General features: G+C 41.6%; 23 protein-coding genes. 5 read left to right on the top strand and 18 right to left on the bottom strand.

The window, feature by feature from the left end; genetic code table 11:
- Window positions 1-65: 65 nt before the first annotated feature.
- The 13 genes from VY86_RS02965 to apt all read right to left on the bottom strand — a co-directional run bounded on the left by VY86_RS02965 (window position 66) and on the right by apt (window position 13,841).
- The gene (locus VY86_RS02965; RefSeq protein WP_046973873.1) at window positions 66-740 is read right to left on the bottom strand and encodes an HAD family hydrolase; all 675 of its coding nucleotides are present in this window, start codon (window positions 738-740) and stop codon (window positions 66-68) included.
- 96 nt (window positions 741-836) lie between these two features.
- The gene (locus VY86_RS02960; protein WP_046973872.1) at window positions 837-1,667 is read right to left on the bottom strand and encodes a hypothetical protein; all 831 of its coding nucleotides are present in this window, start codon (window positions 1,665-1,667) and stop codon (window positions 837-839) included.
- Entirely contained in the window at window positions 1,660-2,454 is a 795-nt protein-coding gene (locus VY86_RS02955) for an AfsA-related hotdog domain-containing protein (RefSeq protein WP_046973871.1), read from the bottom strand. The genes VY86_RS02960 and VY86_RS02955 overlap by 8 nt, the downstream gene beginning before the upstream one ends.
- A 23-nt stretch (window positions 2,455-2,477) precedes the next feature.
- Window positions 2,478-3,086, bottom strand: coding sequence for a hypothetical protein (locus VY86_RS02950; RefSeq protein ID WP_046973870.1), 609 nt, complete (start codon window positions 3,084-3,086; stop codon window positions 2,478-2,480).
- A gap of 288 nt (window positions 3,087-3,374) precedes the next feature.
- Entirely contained in the window at window positions 3,375-4,685 is a 1,311-nt protein-coding gene (locus tag VY86_RS02945; protein WP_046973869.1) for an inosine/guanosine kinase, read from the bottom strand.
- Window positions 4,686-4,781: 96 nt separating this feature from the next.
- A complete protein-coding gene (wzz(fepE), locus tag VY86_RS02940; protein ID WP_046973868.1) occupies window positions 4,782-5,885 on the bottom strand; it encodes an LPS O-antigen length regulator Wzz(fepE) in 1,104 nt (367 codons plus the stop codon).
- A 163-nt stretch (window positions 5,886-6,048) separates the two neighbouring features.
- Window positions 6,049-7,038: a ferrochelatase gene (gene hemH / locus VY86_RS02935; protein ID WP_046973867.1), complete on the bottom strand. Its 990-nt coding sequence runs from the start codon at window positions 7,036-7,038 to the stop codon at window positions 6,049-6,051.
- 178 nt (window positions 7,039-7,216) lie between these two features.
- Window positions 7,217-7,861, bottom strand: coding sequence for an adenylate kinase (gene adk / locus VY86_RS02930; RefSeq protein ID WP_021323839.1), 645 nt, complete (start codon window positions 7,859-7,861; stop codon window positions 7,217-7,219).
- A gap of 184 nt (window positions 7,862-8,045) precedes the next feature.
- A complete protein-coding gene (gene htpG / locus VY86_RS02925; protein ID WP_193386978.1) occupies window positions 8,046-9,938 on the bottom strand; it encodes a molecular chaperone HtpG in 1,893 nt (630 codons plus the stop codon).
- 282 nt (window positions 9,939-10,220) lie between these two features.
- A complete protein-coding gene (gene recR / locus VY86_RS02920) occupies window positions 10,221-10,826 on the bottom strand; it encodes a recombination mediator RecR (protein ID WP_046973865.1) in 606 nt (201 codons plus the stop codon).
- A complete protein-coding gene (locus tag VY86_RS02915; protein WP_046973864.1) occupies window positions 10,826-11,155 on the bottom strand; it encodes a YbaB/EbfC family nucleoid-associated protein in 330 nt (109 codons plus the stop codon). The genes recR and VY86_RS02915 overlap by 1 nt, the downstream gene beginning before the upstream one ends.
- Before the next feature lie 55 nt (window positions 11,156-11,210).
- Entirely contained in the window at window positions 11,211-13,193 is a 1,983-nt protein-coding gene (dnaX, locus tag VY86_RS02910) for a DNA polymerase III subunit gamma/tau (protein WP_046973863.1), read from the bottom strand.
- 96 nt (window positions 13,194-13,289) lie between these two features.
- Complete coding sequence (gene apt, locus VY86_RS02905; RefSeq protein ID WP_046973862.1) at window positions 13,290-13,841, bottom strand: adenine phosphoribosyltransferase; 552 nt, start codon at window positions 13,839-13,841, stop codon at window positions 13,290-13,292.
- Window positions 13,842-13,984: 143 nt separating this feature from the next.
- Here apt and priC point away from each other — a divergent pair, with 143 nt between their 5' ends.
- Complete coding sequence (priC, locus tag VY86_RS02900; protein ID WP_046973861.1) at window positions 13,985-14,527, top strand: primosomal replication protein PriC; 543 nt, start codon at window positions 13,985-13,987, stop codon at window positions 14,525-14,527.
- Window positions 14,528-14,548: 21 nt separating this feature from the next.
- Complete coding sequence (gene rsmS / locus VY86_RS22895; RefSeq protein ID WP_071880961.1) at window positions 14,549-14,716, top strand: pleiotropic regulatory protein RsmS; 168 nt, start codon at window positions 14,549-14,551, stop codon at window positions 14,714-14,716.
- A gap of 114 nt (window positions 14,717-14,830) precedes the next feature.
- Here rsmS and VY86_RS02895 read toward each other — a convergent pair whose 3' ends face one another.
- Window positions 14,831-15,268, bottom strand: coding sequence for a DUF1284 domain-containing protein (locus VY86_RS02895; RefSeq protein WP_046973860.1), 438 nt, complete (start codon window positions 15,266-15,268; stop codon window positions 14,831-14,833).
- Between the two features lie 129 nt (window positions 15,269-15,397).
- On the opposite strand from VY86_RS02895, the gene VY86_RS02890 reads away from it, so the two are divergent.
- Together VY86_RS02890 and VY86_RS02885 are read left to right on the top strand one after the other, a co-directional pair.
- The gene (locus VY86_RS02890; RefSeq protein WP_046973859.1) at window positions 15,398-16,162 is read left to right on the top strand and encodes a 2OG-Fe(II)-dependent halogenase WelO5 family protein; all 765 of its coding nucleotides are present in this window, start codon (window positions 15,398-15,400) and stop codon (window positions 16,160-16,162) included.
- Between the two features lie 31 nt (window positions 16,163-16,193).
- The gene (locus VY86_RS02885) at window positions 16,194-17,099 is read left to right on the top strand and encodes a DMT family transporter (protein ID WP_046973858.1); all 906 of its coding nucleotides are present in this window, start codon (window positions 16,194-16,196) and stop codon (window positions 17,097-17,099) included.
- On the opposite strand, the gene VY86_RS02880 is transcribed toward VY86_RS02885, so the two are convergent.
- The 4 genes from VY86_RS02880 to acrR form a co-directional block, all read right to left on the bottom strand.
- Window positions 17,096-17,644, bottom strand: coding sequence for a biotin transporter BioY (locus VY86_RS02880; protein WP_046973857.1), 549 nt, complete (start codon window positions 17,642-17,644; stop codon window positions 17,096-17,098). The two genes, VY86_RS02885 and VY86_RS02880, sit on opposite strands and share 4 nt — an antisense overlap.
- Window positions 17,645-17,687: 43 nt before the next feature.
- On the bottom strand, window positions 17,688-18,317 hold the full coding sequence (locus VY86_RS02875) for an energy-coupling factor transporter transmembrane component T family protein (protein ID WP_046973856.1): 630 nt from the start codon (window positions 18,315-18,317) through the stop codon (window positions 17,688-17,690).
- A complete protein-coding gene (locus tag VY86_RS02870) occupies window positions 18,314-18,988 on the bottom strand; it encodes an energy-coupling factor ABC transporter ATP-binding protein (protein WP_046973855.1) in 675 nt (224 codons plus the stop codon). The genes VY86_RS02875 and VY86_RS02870 overlap by 4 nt, the downstream gene beginning before the upstream one ends.
- A gap of 390 nt (window positions 18,989-19,378) precedes the next feature.
- The gene (gene acrR, locus VY86_RS02865; protein ID WP_046973854.1) at window positions 19,379-20,020 is read right to left on the bottom strand and encodes a multidrug efflux transporter transcriptional repressor AcrR; all 642 of its coding nucleotides are present in this window, start codon (window positions 20,018-20,020) and stop codon (window positions 19,379-19,381) included.
- A gap of 129 nt (window positions 20,021-20,149) precedes the next feature.
- On the opposite strand from acrR, the gene VY86_RS02860 reads away from it, so the two are divergent.
- The gene (locus VY86_RS02860; RefSeq protein WP_046973853.1) at window positions 20,150-21,343 is read left to right on the top strand and encodes an efflux RND transporter periplasmic adaptor subunit; all 1,194 of its coding nucleotides are present in this window, start codon (window positions 20,150-20,152) and stop codon (window positions 21,341-21,343) included.
- Window positions 21,344-21,345: the final 2 nt, after the last annotated feature.

Raw genomic sequence — 21,345 nt, 5'->3', positions numbered from 1 at the left:
CTTACTAATATGTTACTCTACGTGGTTTTTATAATTATCATTCTTTTCAATTTTCATAATATTCTTCAATAAATATGGGCACTTTCAGTAAGAATTTCCCAATTATTCCTTCGAGCATATGCGGCCAGATTTGTATTATCACCAACGCAAACCGGATTTCCTGTAGCCTCTAACATCGATACATCAGAAAGGTCGTCGCCATAAGCAAAGCTATTTTCCAGATCAATATGTTGGCTGTATGAAAAGGGAATTAATGCTTTTTTCTTTCCTTCTCCTATGGTTTGTGGTTCATCTATCTCTCCTGTTAGTTTTCCTTCTTTATTTAACAATAATTGCGTACACAGAATAACATCCACTCCCAAATGCCGTCCCAATGGCTTTAATAAAGGCAACATGGAGCCGGAGATAAATACTGTTAAATGACCATAAGTCTGATGTTTATAAAACGCATCTATTGCTGACGAAATATAAATCTCATCCTTTTTAAGAAACTTATTAAACCAATTCTCACCCTCTTGATACAACTCATCTATATAAACTCCACTGAGTTGCCGATAATACATACGATTTAATTCTTCTCTTTTAGCTCCCTGAGAAAGAGCAGTTATAAACCGCTCATTAAATGCATTATATTCATGCTGACGTTGGCGACAATGGCACCAAAATTGATAAAAATGAAACATACTTTTCATTTTTATCAAAGTTTCATCAACATCGAAAAAAGCGGCTATTCGCTTCACAGTTCCTACTCTCCTAATAAATTTTTTGATAGGATTTTAGTTAAAAAATCTGTTTAATTACATTCTTGTAGTTATTTTTCTTGGTGTTGTAATTATTTAAAAAGTAGTGAATTCACTGAAAGAAGCAGTAGGTAATTTTAGATGAGCATGGATATCCCCCCCCAAACCATATAAACCTATCGCACCGCCAAAACTTTGCTGACAACTCATAAAAAGAACAACAATGTTGATAATACGGTTACGCTCCTTTCCCCCTGAGGGGAATGGATTAGATAATTCTGCCCAATATTCTGCGTTCCCTTCAGCATCAGTAACAAAAACGTTAGGTATTCCGAGCGGCCCTGGACGACTAGGTTTCTCAAGAGCCAGATCTCGTTCACGCAGACTCATAACAGTATAAACACTGTGTGGTACCAGATGCTTAAAGGTAAAATCAAAGCGTGCACTGCGCTTGTCTTTACTCAGAGTTACCGTCAGAGTCCCCTTAGCCTTCATCCAATCCCACAATGTGATAGGTTGCAGCTTACGTCGTCCATCAGAAGCTCGGAAATCAGCAATATATCCTTCATGTAATGGCCTGCTTGGTCGCTGATCTCGAGCTGCTTCTGGTCGCTGCTCTGGAGCAAATATCATAGGATAGTTATTCATCGGTAGCGGTAATGGCAATGTATATAAGGTGATTTTTACCAGATAGTCTTTTGACTGTTCATCAAGATTCTGAACAATATTATATGGTTCAACCTGTCCATAAGGTGGCAACGGACTGTTCTGATTCACAATTGCACAGCCCCAACGAATACCATCATCAGAGGGAATCTGACCGACCACGACAAAATTCCCGTGAATATCCACCACCTCAGCAGGGGGATAAAGAGGCCCCTGCGTAGTGACGGCCAGATTATAAGTTTGACCGTATTTTTCAGGCATATACATTCCCCTCAACAGCTTGTGTGCTTATGTTTTGAGTCTGCAAAATAGCCTTAGTGATTTCGTTAGCCATTGCTGCTTCTTTTTTGCTGATCACTTTTTCTGGATAAACCGTGAAGGAAACAGCCATAGATGCACAAAGTGTTGTATGTTGTGAGATATGAATATTAGCTTTAAAACGGGAACGGCGATCGTTAATATCTTCTTCTACCAATTCATAATTAACTACTGCTGGTAAAGGGAATAAAAAGTTTGAAAATTTTATATTCATGTCATTGATAACATAATAAGACTGTCCTACTTTATCTGACATATAAAACTCTTCTGTCACAGCTATAAAAGTCTGACGACAAGCCTCAACTAAAATCATCCCTTGAATATGTTGCCCTGTTTGATGGTCAGCCATTAATTCACAACGTTCATCAATTAACAGTGGTAAAGAAAATAAATTTTCATTCACTTTCTCTGCAACACCTATCACCGTATTATGTGTTATTTTCTTATGTGAGTATTCATTTTTCCTCGAAACGGTTAACTGTTGCAAAGTAGTCAAATCTATTTCGTTATTATGGCACTGGTTTCTCTTCTGATTATCTAATACTTTTTCTGCAAAATCATATCTTACTCCCTGACCAACAATAAACTGCTTCTTTGTATCAATAATATGAGCAGGGATTTGTGTAATAAGATCCAATTGGCTAATGGTAACGACATCTTTACCATTGGCAAATGCATTAAACTTGTCCCCTACAACGACTATTTTTTTACACGCTGCTGTGTTTTTCATTTTCGTTACCAGATTTTAAAACATCAAGAAATAGAACGATAAATACGAGTATAAAGACCACCATTTCCTCCTGTAATGTAGTTATCCCCAGCTTGCTGGATAATATTCCGATAACGTTCATTGGTAAACACCTCTAAATAGCTTTCTTTATCTACATTAAATGCCGAAATAAACATAACACCAGGTTGACCACTAATCAGAGAATGGTAGGCTTCAAAACTGATAATCTTATCTTTATTTTCCCGTACCACATTAAAGATTGTCTCTTCACGCCATTGACGGTATTGTTTATAATTTTCTGCTGGTACTTCTACATGACGAAGTTGAATATACTCCGTAATAGGAAGTTCATCTTCTGAGTCAATTGGCGCTTCAACAAATTTTACCAATTCACGGCAAATATCTCCGCTCAAGATTGAAGAAAAACTCTCAAATGCCGACTCTAATTCGTTTTCACTTTCGCTTATTTCATCAATTGATGAAAAAGAACGAAGTTCTAATAATTCATTAATTCCTTGTTCATCTGAAATAAAATATTTTTTATTATTTTTATTTTTCAATGTGTTGAACTTATGAGTATCAGTTTGTTTTTTTAATGGAAAGCGTGTAATAATTACGTATTTCGCAGACATTTTAAATCATCTCATTGTTTATATTGGTAGTCTCATAATAAAGATTTTATGAAGTTACGGAATTGTTATTTTTGTTATACATTTATTATATCACGAGTTTCATAAGATAATCTCTGTCCCGTTTAAGAACAGTTATTCCGGAAGTCAGTAGATTCAAACCAGAATTATAATGCGTAACGTGTTAGTGATCAGTGTAATCTATTCCGTTTAGAAAAAAAATACGGCTGTAAGCTACAGCCGTATTAAATTACGCAGTGATGAATATAATAAGCTAATATTATTTAATAATTACCGTTCCCAGTAAGACTCTTCCAGACTATCTTCTTTTTCTGGTAAACCACGGCTTAATCGTGGTGAGTGCTGACTCAATACCTGATAACTCACTCTGTTTGCATATTTACAAACCTGGGCAAGTGATGAATATGTCAGGTAAGTACGAATATGCTTACTGGAATTAGGCACATTCATTCTGTGATGGTTGTTGGCGGTTATATCATGCAGTAACGCAGATAAAGCACCATCACCTGCACCATTGGTATTCATAATTTTTTCTGGCCCGCCCATATAAGGTTCAATATGGGAGTAAACTTTCATTGGGGTTTGGCAATCAGATTTACGCATAGCGCGGCTGAATTCATAACGGTTAAATTCAGCAATAGCACCTGGTAGCAATGGGTGAGTTGTCTGACGCTTATAGTCTTTTTCCGTATATCCCGCCATATATAATCCCGCAGGACCAGCGGTACACAAAACCAAATCAACCCAATCCAGAGCCATATCTGACGCCAATAATGGATCACTGAAACCAGTAAGCTCATAAGCTTCATCTTCATTCATTGCCAGAACAGAAATATTCTCAACCAGGAAATCGCGCCACCATTGTGGATCATCAGCAATAACATATTTTGTCCCCAAAGTCAGAACGACAGGTACACTGTGTTTTTTCGCATATTCGATGGCCTTCATTGTTGCTTCTGGCATTAGTTCCCCTGGCTTGCAACGAACCAAATAAGCAGTCAATACCAAGGCTGAAGCTTCAGCGATAATCTGCTCAGGAATACTCTCCGGTTTTAGTTGGTTCATTTGTCCAGGACTAATGGCAAAAGTCCGTTCACCATTTTCTGTTACCAGCGTAAAACAGCGGCCAATTGCGCCATCCACACCTTGTAAATAATTTAGATCAGTTCGGCTGGAGGTGTTACATAAGTAGCGGTAAGCATAGCTGCCAATCTGAATGTTGTTACACATCGTGCCCAGTAAGACGGAACGATCATCAGCCAGCACTGAATAATTATGTAAAGTATTACCGATCGTGCCACCGGCAAATTCGTGGCTGATAAGATTGTTATCCGTCAGTTCTCTATACAAGGTTTCAGCTACATCATCTTCAATAACTAATGAGTGTCCCTGGCTGAGGTGATAACGCCGGATAAAATCTTCGTCTACTTTCGCCTCAATATCTACTAATGTCTGATCGATACCAACAATATAAGCTCGGTTATTCTCACCATCCATCATTTCTTTAATTGGCTGGAGTAAAGGATCACGCAGACTGACGGGAAAATAGTGTTTTGATTTACGTTTACCAGGGAATTTCATATTTGATTGATGCTATAACGCGAAAAGATGCAGCATGTTAGCACAATAAAAACTGACAGGCAGCAAGTGTCATTGCGACACCCGCTGCCAGAGAGATTAAGCCACTTGCTGCTGACGACTGCGCGCCACGTGACGAATCAGAACAAATATTACCGCCAAGATCAAACCGATAAAGGCACTGCCTACCAGAATAAGCAGACGCTTAGGCGAATCTTTCGCCGTTGGTTCATAAGGAGCCTGCATATATTTGAATGGCTGGAAGTTAACTTTATCTATTCTAAGTGATTTAAGTTCATTTATATAGAACATGCGGTTACGTAAATCACCATCAATCAAAGATGGATCTTTGATCTCTTCGGTAATTTGCAGCTTACGTTGTAATGCATCAGCACCCAAAGCAATGGAATAATCTGGATCGTCTTTGATCATTGCCCCTTCGCTGGAAATAGGCTTTTTAATTCCCGCTGAAGTGGCGATAGATAATGAATATTTCAATCGCTCAATATTAGCTCTCTGTATATTATGAACACGGTTCAAATCAACTGTATACAAGCCTTCGGAGTAGGCAAGCTTCTGTTTTACCATATCACTCAATTCACTTTCCAACTGCTGATGGACAACAGACGACACATAGCTGATATAGCCATTTAGCAGGTTATATGCATCCTCAGCAGTTCCGGCACTGAAAGTCAGTTCAGTTTCACCACTTCTATCATCTTTTTCCATTTTTGAAGATGAAATATTACTATTTACAATCTTTTCAATAAGTTTTCTTTTTGCAAGTGGTGAATGATCATCTGATTCAGCTATCAGATTTTTAAAATATTCTGTATTAACCAGATATTCTTCTCGTAAAACACGTGAGTTAAAATTATTTAAAAAACTATCATACAGTGATGATGAAGTTACCGATGGTTGTAAACTTAAAACCTCTAACTTAGTCAGAATGTTTTTAAGTGGCTGTATTTCTTCAAGTTGAGGTTGAATAACTGAAGCTGAACTGGTCCATTTTTGTGGCATAAGAGATGCTGCTGTAAAACCAATAACAGCAAAAATGATAGTAACAGCAATAATCAATAACTTTGATTGAAATAAAACAGAGAATAACTCAAACAAATCAATTTCATCGTCTTGTTTTGAATTGTAATAATTAAAATATTCTTCACTGGAGTTAGTGCTTTTAATCGGTTTAATACTCATTATTTATGTCCAAATTCAAATATGACTGTTGCTAACTATTCTACAAAACATCATCCCACAGAGCCGTCAGTTTATATCCTGAAAAACCGGGCGAAACAGCTCGGATAGATAGACTCCCGCGTGAGAATATATCATTAAAGAGTCATTTAATCCTAATGATAGATTAATTGCATATACTATTCGTTTTGCTTCCGACAAGCCCGCTCACCAACGCTTCCAGCAGAAAAATATGATTACTATTGTCGTTAAGCGCAGGAATATATTCACATTTCTGCCCACCAGCATTAAGAAATATCTCTTTATTCTGCTGTTTTATCTCTTCCAACGTTTCCAGACAATCGGACGAAAAGCCGGGGCAAAGTACCTGAATATGCTTTATTCCCTGATCAGGTAATGATTTCATGGTTTGATTAGTGAATGGCGTCAACCAAGGTTCACGACCAAACCGCGATTGATAAGTCATCATTACCTGCTCTGCCGGATAGTTAATTGTTTGCTTTAGCAACTGGGTTGTTAACTCACACTGTTCAGAATAAATATCACCTGTATCAACAAAACGCCGTGGAATACTATGGTAGGAAAATAGTAATCTGTCCGGCTTGCCATGCTCATGGAAACTCTGCTCAATAGTCTCTTTCAATGCAGAAATATAAGCAGGATGGTCAGCATAACTACGGATAAAGTGAATTCCAGGGATAGTGCGGTATTTCTGCAATACTTTGCTGACACCATCAAATACAGCCGCAGATGTAGAACAGGAATACTGAGGATACAGTGGCAAGACAATCAATTGCTCAACACCCTGTTTGAGCAGATTGTCAATTGCCTGCTCAAGCGATGGAGAACCATAACTCATTCCCAATTCAACAGGAATCGCTGCCAGTTTTTCTGCCAGCAATTTCTGCTGACGACGGCTATATACTAACAAGGGAGAGCCTTCATCAGTCCAGATTTTCTGGTACAACTTTGCCACACGTGAAGAGCGGAGAGGCAAAATAACGCCATATAGTATTGGAATCCAGATAAATCTGGAAAAATCGACAACCCTTTTATCGCTCAGAAACTCAGCTAAGTAACGTTTTATAGCCGCAGTTGTCGGTTCATCAGGAGTGCCAAGATTAACTAATAAAACGCCATACTTACTGCTGCTCATCATGCCGACTCCCTATTGTCTTCTCTGGTGAGCACCCTAACACAATAAAATAGAGATGAAAATCATGTTTATCCACTAGAACAATAAATAAAAACCAACTGATTTACCTGAAACAGTAAAGAAATAATAATAAGATAAGGCAGCTTATAAGCCGCCTTTTAAACATCACTAAGGTTGATTAATCCAGAATTTTGACTAATTCTTCGCTAACTTCAGATACCTTGCGAGTACCATCAATTCTGAAATATTGGGTATCACCTGTTTCAGCTTCTTTCTGGTAATAAGATACCAGAGGGGCAGTCTGTTGATGATATTCAACTAAACGTTTACGCACGATATCTTCATGATCGTCTTTACGAATAGTCAGCTCTTCACCAGTAACATCATCCTTGTTTTCCACTGACGGTGGATTAAATTTGATGTGATAAACACGGCCAGACGGCGCATGTACACGGCGTCCAATGATACGTTCAATAATCAGTTCATCAGGAACATCGAATTCCAGGACATAATCAACATGAATACCGGCTTCTTTCATTGCATCAGCCTGAGGAATGGTACGAGGGAACCCATCCAACAAGAAGCCATTGTGGCAGTCATCTTGTTTGATGCGCTCTTTTACCAAAGCAATAACCAGTTCATCAGTAACCAGCTTGCCATTATCCATCAATTCTTTGGCTTTTAAGCCCAATTCTGTGCCAGCCTTAACCGCAGTACGTAACATATCACCGGTAGAAATTTGAGGGATCCCATATTTCTCCATGATAAATTGCGCCTGAGTCCCTTTACCGGCGCCCGGAGCGCCCAGCAGAATAATACGCATTGCGTAAATCCCCTTGCTAGTTAGTTTTTATATTTGTAAGAAAACGAGTCACCATACCATCTGGAATGGGGTTCGCTCAAGAAAACAGGGAAACGATTTCGTGATATTTTTTTGCAAAAAATAAACCACGCCCCATCTCACTATCAGAGGCGTGGTTTACAATCGTTACCAGAAAATAATTAAATCAAGCTTTTTCAGACAGTAATAGCTGATTCATACGGCGAATAAACTGGTTTGGATCTTCTAATGTACCACGTTCAGCAAATAATGCCTGATCGAGCAGTAATTCAACCCAATCCGAGAATTGAGCTTCATCACTGATATCGGCAACCAGTTTTACTAATTGATGATCAGGATTCAGTTCAAAATTGTATTTAACATCCGGCACTTGTTGACCCGCCGCCGCAAACAATTTCGCCATCTGAGTGCTCATTTCATCCGCATTTGTTGTCACAATTGCCGGAGTATCCGTCAAACGGTGAGTCAATTTAACCTCTTTTACCCGATCGCCAAGTAATGTTTTCACACGCTCAACAAACGGTTCCAGCTGTTTATCAATTTCTTCCTGCTCAGCTTTGTCTTCATCTGCCAGTTTATCCAGAGATTCATCAGCTTTACTGACTGACTGGAATTTCTTACCATCAAACTCAGTAAGGTATCCCATCATCCATTCATCAATACGCTCTGACAACAACAGAACTTCAATACCTTTCTTACGGAACAGCTCCAGATGAGGGCTATTTTTCGCCGCAGCATAACTGTCCGCAGTGATATAGTAGATTTTATCCTGACCTTCGGTCATCCTACTGACATATTCTTCCAAAGAAACTGTTTGCGCAGAACTGTCATTATGAGTAGAAGCAAAACGCAACAATTTAGCGATAGCTTCCTTATTCGTATTATCCTCTGCCGGACCTTCTTTCATCACCAGGCCAAACTGCTGCCAGAATTGCTGGTATTTTTCTGCGTCATCTTTCGCCAGCTTATCCAGCATCTGCAATGCACGTTTGGTCAATGCATTACGTAAATTACGGGTAATAGAATTATCTTGCAGAATTTCACGGGAAACGTTCAGCGGCAAATCATTGGAATCAATCAGGCCACGAACAAAGCGCAAATAGTTTGGCATAAACTGTTCTGCGTCATCCATGATAAACACGCGCTGGACATACAATTTCAACCCGTGCTTATGCTCACGGTTCCACATATCCCACGGAGCCTGAGAGGGAATATAGAGCATACTGGTATATTCCTGTTTACCCTCTACGCGGTTATGGCTCCAGATCAACGGATCAGTAAAATCATGGGAAATATGTTTGTAGAACTCTTTATATTCTTCATCTGTAATTTCAGATTTACTACGAGTCCACAAAGCCTGAGCTTTATTAATCTTTTCCCAGGTTACTGTATCTTCTTCGCCCTCTTCTTCGCTCTTATTTTTAGTTTCAATTTCAACTGGCAGAGCAATATGGTCAGAGTATTTACTGATAACAGAACGCAAACGCCAGTCATTCAGGAAGTCATCTTCCCCTGCACGTAAATGAAGGGTGATCTCTGTACCACGAGTTTCTTTTTCAATATCAGCGACAGTGTAATCACCTTCACCAGCGGATTCCCAGAATACGCCCTGATCAATTGAAGCACCGGCAGCACGGGTACGTACCGTGACTTTATCAGATACAATAAAGGCAGAGTAAAAACCAACACCAAATTGACCAATTAACTGGCTGTCTTTAGCCTGATCTGAACCAATAGATTCCAGGAAAGCTTTTGTTCCTGATTTAGCAATAGTGCCAAGATTATCGATGACTTCATCACGGGTCATACCAATGCCATTATCACTGATCGTGATAGATCTCTTCTCTTTATCAAAAGAGAGGCGAACGCGCAGTTCACCATCACCTTCATAAAGTTCTGGTGCAGATAATGCGCGGAAACGTAATTTGTCAGCCGCATCGGAAGCATTTGAGATTAACTCACGAAGGAAAATCTCTTTATTGGAATAAAGTGAATGGATCATTAATTGCAGAAGTTGTTTTACTTCAGACTGAAATCCACGGGTTTCCTGACCTTTCATACTCATTTGTTACCTCAATCTAAATCCAGTTCAGACAGATAAAATTAGACGATAGTATGCAGATGGGGATAAATAAGCCGGGTTTCAAGTTTGATTATTCAAAAGAGTATCAAATAACGCGAATAAGTTAGATATTTAAATAGGTTATAACCATAGCGGAATGAATTAATAGGCGTGCGCCACATAAATGCAGCGCCTCAACGTCTTTACGATTTGATCTATGCAGGGTATACAACCGTACTCTTTTCCAGCCAGATAAAACGGTAAGACATTAACAGAAAATCAATAAGTAATTTTCTGCCGCCCAGCAAGTGAATGCGACAAAGTTGTACCATCTACCATTTCAAGCTCACCACCAACCGGTACACCATGAGCAATGCGGCTTGCTGTTACACCATACTGAACACATATTTCTGCGATATAATTGGCCGTTGCCTCTCCCTCCACTGTCGGATTAGTCGCCAAAATCACCTCTGAAATCTCCTCAGTGGAGAGACGGTCTTCAAGACGATCCAAACCAATATCCATCGGGCCAATGCCATCCAATGGAGAAAGATGCCCCATCAACACAAAGTAGCGCCCAGCAAACTGCCCGGTTTGTTCAATGGCATGAATATCCGCAGGGCTTTCAACCACACAAATTTGACCATTTTGCTGACGGCGTGGATTAGCGCAGATCGTGCACTGCTCCTGCTCGGTAAAAGTCCGGCAATATTTACAGTGTCCAATTTCCGACATTGCCCTTGTCAAGGCCTGAGCCAAACGCATTCCACCACTGCGATCACGCTGTAACAGATGAAAAGACATCCGCTGCGCAGATTTAGGGCCGACTCCTGGCAAACAGCGCAATGCTTCCATCAAGGATTCAAGGAGAGGACTGGTTTGCATCAGAATGGCATCTTAAAGCCTGGTGGCAGTTGCATCCCACTGGAAACGCTTGCCATTTTCTCTTTCTGAGTTTCTTCAATGCGGCGGGCTGCGTCATTGAATGCAGCTGCAATCAAGTCTTCCAGCATCTCTTTGTCATCGTCCATCAGGCTTGGATCAATCTCAACACGACGGCAATTATGAGCACCATTGATAGTCACTTTAACCAGACCTGCACCAGATTCACCCGTCACTTCCAGATTGGCGATCTCTTCCTGCATTTTCTGCACCTTATCCTGCATTTGTTGGGCTTGTTTCATCAAATTGCCCAAACCACCTTTACCAAACATAGTTTTCTCTCTTCGCTATGGCTACATCGTACAACAGGTACAGATTGCAGCGCGGTTAGACCGGCCGGATACTCTCTTCATCCAGTTCAGCATCAAATACCTGCCGCAATGTCTGAATAGTCTTATCCGCAATAATTGATTGGCGAGCTTGTGCCAATTTTTCTTCATAAATGGCTTGTCGCCACTCCAGTGGAGTTTTCTCCTCTGGATTATCATCTTCAATAATGCTGAATTCAATCGTTACACCGTACAACTCGCTTAAAGCCTCCGCTAATGATTTTTGTGCAAAAGCGGAATTAAGATGACGCTGACTCGAACGCAGGTGTAAACAGATATTATTAACACTAATCTGCTCTTTAAACGCATTTAATGCTAATTGTTGCACTAGCTTAGGAATTTTAAGTTTATCAACTTCCGCTGCCCATGCATCTCTTTGTTTGGATTCTTCAGCTAATTTTTCTGCCAGTTCCGGCGTTTTCTCATGCTCCAGAGCCGTTCTTAAAGCCTTTGGCGTAGCGACATGAGCTTCTGGTTTTTCTTCAATATTCTTAGCTCGCCAACGGTAAGCCTCTTTTTTCTCAGGTTTTTCTTCCTGCGTTTTAGCTATTGATGACTGAGGTCGCTGCCCTGACACTGCGGCAATCCGCTCCAGCGCCGAGGTTGCCGGCCTCGCCTGAACAGGCGTAGCCGGTTTAGGCTTTTTTGGTGGCGTTTGCTCTTGTTGCCGGGATAACACACTCCTTGCTTTCAGCAACTGCGCTGTTGGACTTGATGCAAGTGCCTGAGGTATCTGGGGTTCCGTCTGAGAAACACTGCCCACCGGTACTGGTTCATCAATAGAGTAAGCGGATGCCGTATTGCCCTGATGATTATGTTGCAGCTGTGCTGCAATTGATGGGATAGCCGCAGGATGTCCATGCACAACCGGTGCAGCAACCTCTTCAATGACTGTTTTTGGATGAAATGCCAAAGCTCTGAGCAGCGTCATTTCAACACCCATCCTGCGTTCCGGTGCATACGGCAGATCTCTACGACCAATCAGTAGAGTTTGATAATAAAGTTGCAAATCTTCTGGTGAAATTGCTTTTGCCAATATCCGCAAACGGCCTTCAATGGAAGAAGAAGCGATTTCTGGTTGAGAAGGTAATAACTGGATCATTGCAATACGATGCAGTAATGAAAGAATCTCTACCAGCAAATTCTCCCAATCAGCCCCCCGTGAAGCGGCTTGTTCCACTAATGCCATAACCTGCTGACCGTCAGCCCGAATCAATGATTCTATAATTGATAACGGTTGTTCATCATCTAATGTTCCCAGCATCAAACTGACTATTTCAGTTGTTACCTGGCCTTGCCCCATCGCGATAGCCTGATCTGTCAGACTCAAAGCATCACGCATACTGCCATCAGCAGCACGGGCCAGAAGCTGACGGGCACGGCTGTCACTCTCCAGATGTTCAGCTTTAAGAATATGTTCGAGTTGATCGCTTATCTGATCAACACCCAGCGCTTTGAGATGGAACTGCAAACAGCGGGAAAGGATAGTTACCGGCAATTTTTGCGGATCAGTAGTTGCCAGCAAAAATTTCACATGCTCAGGAGGCTCTTCCAGCGTTTTCAATAACGCATTGAAGCTGTGGCGGGAAAGCATATGCACTTCATCAATCAGGTAGACTTTGAAACGCCCACGAGCTGGAGCATATTGCACGTTATCCAGCAATTCGCGCGTATCTTCAACTTTAGTACGGGAAGCCGCATCAATCTCAATGAGATCGACAAATCGCCCTTGTTCAATTTCAAGGCAATTAGCACATTTACCACAAGGCTTATCAGTAATACCTGTTTCGCAATTTAATCCCTTGGCAAATAAACGGGCAATCGTTGTTTTCCCGACACCTCTAGTGCCGGAAAAAAGGTAGGCATGATGGAGCCGGCCATGGGAAAGGCCATTAGCCAGCGCAGTCAGGACATATTCCTGACCAATCACATCAGAAAATATCTGTGGGCGCCACTTACGGGCAAGTACCTGATAGCTCATTGATACCGGGAAAATTGAATATAATTGGGTACCATGCTAACACAGCCCCACTACAGACAGCGAGGCCGATATGTCAGTAATACGAAAATAAGCAGATTAATGACCAGGGAATTCCAGTAGAGTGAAGCTGTTCACACCTTGTTTTTGCAGACGCTCACTCCCTCCCAAATCAGGCAGGCCAATAACGAAGGCAGCCTCAGAAACGTCACCATCTAAATGACGGATTAAGCGAACAGTTGCCTCAATAGTGCCACCCGTTGCCAGCAGGTCATCAATAACCAACACCTTATCACCTTCTTTGATGCTGTCCTTATGTATTTCCAGTGTATCGGTGCCATACTCTAAATCGTAAGTTTCACTCAATGTTTCACGAGGTAATTTACCTGCTTTACGGACAGGGATAAAACCAACACCGAGACGCAACGCAACTGGAGCTCCAAATAGAAAACCGCGCGCCTCAGTACCCACAATTTTCGTAATGCCTTTGTCCTGATATCGCTCTACCAGAAGATTAATTGTTGCCTGGTAGGCAAGAGGGTTATCCAATAAGGTCGTAATATCACGAAAAAGAACCCCCGGTTTAGGGTAATCAGGAATAGTTTCAATACTGTCTTTAATAAATTGCAGTTGCTGCGCGTTTGCGGTCATAATCGGTGCCAGTGAGTAGAACACGAGAGTGCTAAAATCTATGCAAACTGATAAAAAAAAGCAACTGATGAACATACATCAGCCTATTTTTTGTCGTTCCAGGTTAATTCTGCTTCGCAAAACATAATCATTGCAGGGTATAAATGAATACACAACCGTTATTAAATTTACTCGAAAAACAGGTCAATATATTGGCGGAAGAGCTCACACCTCTGGCAGATATCCCATTTTCTACTGCCCGGTTTGATCAAACTTTATTTAACCGGCGCAGCGATAAACTCCGTGGTTATCTGCAAGAAGTCAGGCATAACATGGAACAACTCAAAGAGTGTGTTCAGGATAACCGAACGGAACAAGTCGCATTTCTGACCGAGCGTTTAGTTGCTCAAATGGAAGCATTAAAGCGTGAATTGTCTACTCAATCACTGAGAAAAAAAGAGAGCAGGTTCGAACATAAACAACAAGCTACTGACCTGTATCACAAGCTGGCTGAACATCAGGATTATGAACGCCGTCTGCTCGCAATGATCAATGATCGAGAGCTAAGATTGAATCAACAAACTACACTGAGTAATCAGCAAAAAATACAAAAAGAAATCGCAGCACTAGCCGGAAGACTAGCACGTTGCCGCCAATCTCTGACACGAATTGAAAAATCAATCGAATATAAAGAGAACATGGATTAACAACGCAGATGAGGAAGTTTTATGTCAGTCGAACACGCACCACCTGAAGTTCAGCTTGCTGTTGATCTGATCTATCTATTGGAATGCAATGAAATCGCGCCCGAAATTGCACTCGCTGCACTGGAAATAGTCAAACACGATTATCAAGCAAAGTTAGTGAAGCAGTCACAATCTACGAAGGAATATTGAGCGATTTACAAACACCTCATAGATACTTTGTCGATACCATAAAGATCTACATTAGTTAGTCTTAGAATTTGCTCTCACGCATTTGATCAGCCTTTGCAAAATGACTTGATGTCGTCATTCATTCTTTCCATTGCTGAGTTTAAGAAACGTTGAAGCATAATCGTCCGCAGCGATTCGAGTGCAAAGCTGCTCCCATTCACATCCTACACAGGCAGATCTTACGATCCTGCGGTTAAAAGCCCATCGAGCCTGTTTTAAATAGGTTTCGTCAAGCCTCAGTGTATGACCTACTTCGATTGACCACCCCATAAGAGCACCAATAGCCTCCAAAGCACGACTATCCCGGACAATGACACTCTTGCCCAAACAATGAGGATCATCTTCTCCAAGCAAAGGAGCACAAATATCATCTGGCCCTTCCACAATCAGGATATCTTCGTTCTGAATTCGGGGAATAATCTTATTGTAGTTTTCAATAAAGCTAGGGGAATATCCGTTGCCCGCGTAGGTAAGAATACATAGGAGGTGATGACCTCTCAAAGATATTGTCATTGTTGCGTTCCTGAGTGTGGAGTGCAGCCAAGTGTTGCATTATTATACAAACAATGTTATACGATTGACACAGGCCTTAAATAGATCAATTTTTCTAATATAAAGAAAATAGACTAGGAATCGGCAATCATGCCATCAAGATGGGCATCAAACGAGCTTGTTAAATTATCATCAGAAAGCTTGCAGGCAATCATAGATAACAAGATTCCAGCGGTAATGATAGATGATTTTGCAGCTACAGAGGAATCAATACAGCTTTCTGCGGCAATACTGAGCATGAAGGCAAAGCAATATGAATTCGGCAGGCCAGGATTTTACTTGGGAAATCCACTCACTCACTACCGTGATCGCCCAAAAGAAGAATATTTCGCTCAAGTTAACGCAGCAGAGCAAGAACGTGCTCAATTTACCAATCAAGCTTTTGATCCCGTTGTTCGATTCATACAACGTATCAATCACGATACCGATTTCAGCATTTCGATCGCGGAAGAACCAGGGCTTGGCTCCTACTTTGCAGGTATCGTCCGTATTATCTCCGGTGGTTCAGATCTACATGTGGACTACGCCCCTACTTTTGCGAAAGGCAATTTATCCATCGGAGAGATATCAGCTCAGCTCGCCTGGAACCTCTATGTTTTGTCTCCTTCACAAGGAGGGGAAACAGTAATCTATAATCAGCCATTCAAGAGTACTGTTGTTGATAAAACCTATAAGCCATATGATAGTTCGCTATTGGGTGATTGCGAATCTTTCACTTTCCGGCCTCAAGTTGGTTCTGTCGTCATTTTTAACACCAGCAATCCTCATATCGTCCTGCCAGCGAACGGCAATCGGATTGCAACAGGCTCCTTCATCGGTCTGTTAAATGAAAAAAATCTGATCTTATGGTCGTAATACATTTCAATAAGATGTTTGGAATCTGAGCATGAAGACCGCCTTTTCTTACTCTACCGTTGTTCTATACGTCGTGACGATCATTACGGGGGGAACATCGTGGTATGCGGCAAAACTGCAATTAACTGATGTTTCACCTGTAATATCCCTGATTTACCGTTTTGGATGTGCGTCGGTATTGCTGCTTCTGATTACTGCAATTTCTCGGGAAAGACTCACATATACCTGGCGCGAGCACCTCTCTTTCGCTGCGCTTGGAGCATTCGGATTCGCTGTCGCATTCTTACTGATTTACAAGGCTGCGGCCTTAATCACCACAGGTTTAATCGCCCTTACCTACTCTTCGGTCATATTATTCAACTCTGTGAATGCAATTCTCTTCCTACGGCAATCAATTTCATGGACAGTTCTAGTCGGTGCTATGGTCGGTCTGACTGGGATAATTTTGGTCTTCAGCCCAGAATTTTTAAATAATGAATGGAATTGGGCGGGATTCGGTTACGCTATCACAGCAACCCTCGCGTTCTCATTCGCCAACATTTCCGCAGTTCAGTTACAGAGAAAGGGGGCCACTGTTCTCCCAATGACAGGTATTTCTATGGGATATGGTGCCATATTCTTGCTCGGCTATGCCCTTTTAACTAAACAAACGTTTAACTTTGATCCATCACCAGTCTACGTAACATCTCTATTCTATTTGATCCTGTTTCCTTCGGTGATTGGGTACACAACGTATTTCGCCGTCGTCGGTCGTTTAGGTGCGGAACGAGGGGCCTATACAATGCTTCTCGTTCCGCTTGTAGCCTTAGCGATCTCCAGCATCACAGAGGGCTACCGTCCAACCGTTTGGGCCATAATCGGCACAATAATGACGCTTAGCGGCAATTATTGGGTAATCACAACCAAATATCAGCCCGCCGTAAACACTGATACTTAAGAATGTAATTCAAGAGTCGGGTAGGCCCGGCGAACAGTTTTCGCAATTAAGATAACCAGCACGATTTTAATAATATCTCCTGGAATAAATCCAATCGAACCGATGGCTGCTTGCCAAAAGCTGATATTGGCAAATGCCGCAACCCATGGAATACCCATCACGTAGACAATCACAATTCCACCAAAGACAAGAAATACAGCTTCTTTAAAAGTATTTAGTTTTGCAAGACTCCACTCATACAAGTAGCCGATAATAAAAGCAGCAATCGGCCACGCCAAAACAAAACCACCGCTTGGACTGAAAAATACCCCCAATCCTCCCATACCTCCCGCCATTACCGGTAATCCAACTGCAACAAGAACACAAAAGAGCAATAATGCTAACCCCCCTCGTTTCGCACCAGCAATAGCGCCAGCAAACATCGCTCCCATTGATTGGGCTGTTATCGGAACGCCTATAACGGGAAGAGCCAATGGTGGGAATAAACCCAGTGCTGCGGTTAGCGCGGCAAATAGTGCTATATAAACAATATCTTTCGTGGACATTTAATCCCCCCCCCTTTTTTTCGATAAAGCCACAAACTAGGTTTTATTTGCTGCTCGATTTCTTTCTCTCAAACCCTGGATCGTAAGACCGAGCTTCAATAGCAGCAGAAATATCATCTGCCATTTTGAGAGTTCGCACGATAACGGGTACGGCAATTGCTATGACACTCTTATCGAGACCTCTTGCTTTCTGAGCCTCCCGTACTTCTTCTGTAATTGACGCGAGAACAGGAATAAACCGCAAGGCAAGAGATAGAGCCAGACTCACTTTTCCTGGATTGATTCTAAAATAATACAACCACCAAAGACCCTTTTCCAATGCATCGATCATGTCGGAGGAACGAGTAGTCAGGGTGACAAGCGAGGCTAACAGTAAAAGTGAGGCAAGACGAATGACTACAAGTACACCGGCAGTCCAGTGATGCAGAAACACCTGGACTATAAAAATAAGCGCAAAGATCCACACAGCAGGTCGTAGTTGCGCCCAGGCAGTTCTTAATGAGATTCTGGCTAACAAGTATAAAAGTACGATACCTGCCAACGCTGCCATAGAAAGATCGATACGCGGAACAATAAAGAGTAATGTCCCCAGAATGAGCAAAGAAATAATTTTGAACCCAGGACTAACTCGATGCACAAGTGATGAACCAAGATCATACCCAGACAGGCTCATGACATCATCCTTAAATATTCAGGAATAGCAACAGAGGGAATGTCATCAACAACCACACGACCATCATCAAAAACGAGCACGCGGTCAAACCCCGCCAAAAACTCAAGATCATGAGAAACTATGATCACAGTTTGAGATAAGTTATCGATTGCTTCAGCAACACGACGCTTGTTGCGTAAATCCAGTAAAGTCGTAGGCTCATCGAAAATTATGTAAGCAGGTTCCATCACCAGGACACCAGAAATTGCCAAGAGTTGTTTCTGACCGCCACTCAAAAGATGGGCTGGATGCTCCCTAAACTGAAGTAAGCCATATCGTGAAAGTACCTCCTGCGTTCTTTGCTGAATTGTCTCCTTGGTAAAACCGAGATTTTTCATTCCAAAGGCCAAATCCTCTTCAACAACTGGAAAGACAATCTGATTATCAGGATTCTGGAATACAAAACCAACCTTGCGCCGAATCGCTTTACCCTCCGTTCTGGTATTCAGACCATCCACCAAAACGTCACCACATTTCGGTACTAGTAATCCATTAAGCAGACGCGCAAATGTGCTCTTGCCGCAACCGTTGCTACCTATGATGGCAATTCGCTTTTCCTTCAACTGCAAATTTAAGTCTTTCAATACCACACGCTCGCCGTAAGCATGCGTTACATTTCGTATTTCCAGCATATGATGGTTATCCCTCAACAATTGTGACTAGCTACATAACACGGTACCAACTTAGCACTCTATCTGACTGCAAAACCCGTAGGGCAAATTCAACCAACGTATTGATCCCAACACCATCAAGAAACATAAATTGCTGATATTAAATAATTTAATAAATTTTTCTCAGACAGAATCTTCGACATTTTTTTAAGTTATCGTTTTTCTTTGGTCACTATCTACAAAGCCAGCAGCAGCAATATTTGATATTAGAAATAATTTCGGCTCAGTTCCTAAGTTTTATTCCTTGTATGTAGCAGTCGATAAACAAAGAGCATAAGATAATGACTTTTGACCATTAGCCGCATTGTTAGCAATTACCAAAATAGAATTTACCTCTATTATTCTGGTTTTTCATTTTTCTGTGACTTTCATATGCTCACTATATTTAAGCATATCGATAAAACTATCCACTAACGGTTCAGCTTCTTTCTGAATATCAAAACTGTCTGGCGCAAATAACCAATTCTCCAGCAAACCAGTTATCAACCCTCTCAGCATGATAGCGGCTCGCCGCAGATTAAGATTATAAGGAAGCTGACCTGATGCAATACAGTTGGAAAGTGACTCTTCAATACGAACATAGTCTGCAACACACAGCTCCTGACGAACTTCCACCAAAGCAGACATTTCACCAACAAACTCACATTTGTGGAAAAAAATTTCCATTAACAGCCGGTTCTTCGGATCATCAACGACCGACGTCAGGATATGAATTATTAAAGTTCTTAAAATCAGGAGTGGATTATTAGGATATTTTCCTTGATACTCTTTTTCTAATTCATCAATCTTAGAATCTGTTATTCTACAAGCTTCGGAAAACAGGTCTACTTTATTTTTAAAGTGCCAGTAAATTGCACCTCGGGTTACGCCAGCCGTTGTGGCAATATCTGTCAGTGAAGTAGCAGAGACACCGCGCTCAGAAAACTCTTTTATAGCTGCGTCTATAATCTGTTGCCGGGTCTCCTCAGCCTGTTGTTTAGTTTTTCGTGCCATATACTCTGTTTTTAACCTGAAGCTGATTTACATACATTCATGTATGTTTGTATTATAGCATGCTGCTATTAATGGAGTAGTGGTTTTACGGATTGAAAGGTCAACATCTAAAAATATTGAGGTTTACTTATGCGAATAAACAGGGGAGTTTTGCCTCTGGCTACAGTACTGGTACTCTCAGGCAGCTTAGCTCTTTCAGGATGTAACGACAAAGACTCTCAGCAAGTTGCTGAAAATCAACAGGCTCCTGAAGTCGGTATCGTGACGCTGAAAACTGAACCTCTGATGGTCACAACTGAACTGCCAGGCCGAACATCAGCCTTCCGTATTGCAGAAGTTCGTCCACAAGTAAGTGGCATAATTCTGAAGCGAAACTACAAAGAAGGAAGTGATGTAAAAGAGGGGACTTCTTTATACCAGATAGATCCAGCAACTTACCAGGCTGCCTATGACAGTGCTAAAGCTGATTTGGCTAAAGCTCAGGCTAATGCAGAGATAGCACGCCTGACAGTGAACCGCTATAAGCCACTGTTAGGTACAAACTATGTTAGTCAGCAGGAGTTTGATAAAGCCAGCGCTGACTCTGCACAGGCGAATGCTGCGGTACAAGCAGCAAAAGCGGCTGTAGAGACTGCTCGTATTAATTTGGCATACACCAAAGTTACAGCACCGATTAGCGGTCGTTCCGGCAAATCGACTATAACGGAAGGTGCTCTGGTTTCTGTTGGTCAACCAACAGCACTGACAACCGTTCAACAGTTGGATCCAATTTATGTGGATGTCACTCAGTCAAGTGATGACTACCTGCGTCTTAAAAATGAAATCACCAGAGGTATTGTACAGAAAGAGGGTAGTAAAGCTAAAGTTCACCTGGTTATGGAAGATGGTAAAAATTACAGTGAAACAGGCTATCTGGAATTCTCCGATATCACTGTAAATGAAACAACGGGTTCTATCACCATCCGTGCAATATTCCCTAACCCAAATGAAAAATTACTACCAGGTATGTTTGTTCGCGCAAAACTGGAAGAAGGTATTCGTCGGGATGCAATATTGGTTCCTCAGCAAGGAATTACCCGTACACCTCGTGGCGAAGCTACTGTTATGGTGGTCGGTAAAGACGAAAAAGTCGAACCACGCGTTATCACGGCAAGCCAAGCCATTGGTGACAAATGGCTGGTAACTTCCGGTCTGAAAACAGGTGATCGGGTTATCGTTACTGGCTTGCAAAAAATTCAACCTGGCATACCAGTTAAAGCAGAAGAAGTGGATTTAGATGCAAAACCTGCTGCGAACCAAGCTGAACCTGCAAAAAAGTCTTAATT

The organism is Photorhabdus thracensis, from assembly GCF_001010285.1.
GTDB classification, from domain to species: Bacteria; Pseudomonadota; Gammaproteobacteria; order Enterobacterales; family Enterobacteriaceae; genus Photorhabdus; species Photorhabdus temperata.
Note: the sequence above shows the minus strand (reverse complement) of the source record. Positions and strands in the feature narration are given on the sequence as shown.

What these genes read in the sequence shown, in the direction of transcription:
- VY86_RS02960 (WP_046973872.1), bottom strand. Translation starts at nt 1,667, where the DNA reads ATGCCTGAAAAATACGGTCAAACTTATAATCTGGCCGTCACTACGCAG.
- VY86_RS02955 (WP_046973871.1), bottom strand. Translation starts at nt 2,454, where the DNA reads ATGAAAAACACAGCAGCGTGTAAAAAAATAGTCGTTGTAGGGGACAAG.
- VY86_RS02950 (WP_046973870.1), bottom strand. Translation starts at nt 3,086, where the DNA reads ATGTCTGCGAAATACGTAATTATTACACGCTTTCCATTAAAAAAACAA.
- VY86_RS02945 (WP_046973869.1), bottom strand. Translation starts at nt 4,685, where the DNA reads ATGAAATTCCCTGGTAAACGTAAATCAAAACACTATTTTCCCGTCAGT.
- hemH (WP_046973867.1), bottom strand. Translation starts at nt 7,038, where the DNA reads ATGAGCAGCAGTAAGTATGGCGTTTTATTAGTTAATCTTGGCACTCCT.
- adk (WP_021323839.1), bottom strand. Translation starts at nt 7,861, where the DNA reads ATGCGTATTATTCTGCTGGGCGCTCCGGGCGCCGGTAAAGGGACTCAG.
- htpG (WP_193386978.1), bottom strand. Translation starts at nt 9,938, where the DNA reads ATGAAAGGTCAGGAAACCCGTGGATTTCAGTCTGAAGTAAAACAACTT.
- recR (WP_046973865.1), bottom strand. Translation starts at nt 10,826, where the DNA reads ATGCAAACCAGTCCTCTCCTTGAATCCTTGATGGAAGCATTGCGCTGT.
- VY86_RS02915 (WP_046973864.1), bottom strand. Translation starts at nt 11,155, where the DNA reads ATGTTTGGTAAAGGTGGTTTGGGCAATTTGATGAAACAAGCCCAACAA.
- dnaX (WP_046973863.1), bottom strand. Translation starts at nt 13,193, where the DNA reads ATGAGCTATCAGGTACTTGCCCGTAAGTGGCGCCCACAGATATTTTCT.
- apt (WP_046973862.1), bottom strand. Translation starts at nt 13,841, where the DNA reads ATGACCGCAAACGCGCAGCAACTGCAATTTATTAAAGACAGTATTGAA.
- priC (WP_046973861.1), top strand. Translation starts at nt 13,985, where the DNA reads ATGAATACACAACCGTTATTAAATTTACTCGAAAAACAGGTCAATATA.
- rsmS (WP_071880961.1), top strand. Translation starts at nt 14,549, where the DNA reads ATGTCAGTCGAACACGCACCACCTGAAGTTCAGCTTGCTGTTGATCTG.
- VY86_RS02895 (WP_046973860.1), bottom strand. Translation starts at nt 15,268, where the DNA reads ATGACAATATCTTTGAGAGGTCATCACCTCCTATGTATTCTTACCTAC.
- VY86_RS02890 (WP_046973859.1), top strand. Translation starts at nt 15,398, where the DNA reads ATGCCATCAAGATGGGCATCAAACGAGCTTGTTAAATTATCATCAGAA.
- VY86_RS02885 (WP_046973858.1), top strand. Translation starts at nt 16,194, where the DNA reads ATGAAGACCGCCTTTTCTTACTCTACCGTTGTTCTATACGTCGTGACG.
- VY86_RS02880 (WP_046973857.1), bottom strand. Translation starts at nt 17,644, where the DNA reads ATGTCCACGAAAGATATTGTTTATATAGCACTATTTGCCGCGCTAACC.
- VY86_RS02875 (WP_046973856.1), bottom strand. Translation starts at nt 18,317, where the DNA reads ATGAGCCTGTCTGGGTATGATCTTGGTTCATCACTTGTGCATCGAGTT.
- VY86_RS02870 (WP_046973855.1), bottom strand. Translation starts at nt 18,988, where the DNA reads ATGCTGGAAATACGAAATGTAACGCATGCTTACGGCGAGCGTGTGGTA.
- acrR (WP_046973854.1), bottom strand. Translation starts at nt 20,020, where the DNA reads ATGGCACGAAAAACTAAACAACAGGCTGAGGAGACCCGGCAACAGATT.
- VY86_RS02860 (WP_046973853.1), top strand. Translation starts at nt 20,150, where the DNA reads ATGCGAATAAACAGGGGAGTTTTGCCTCTGGCTACAGTACTGGTACTC.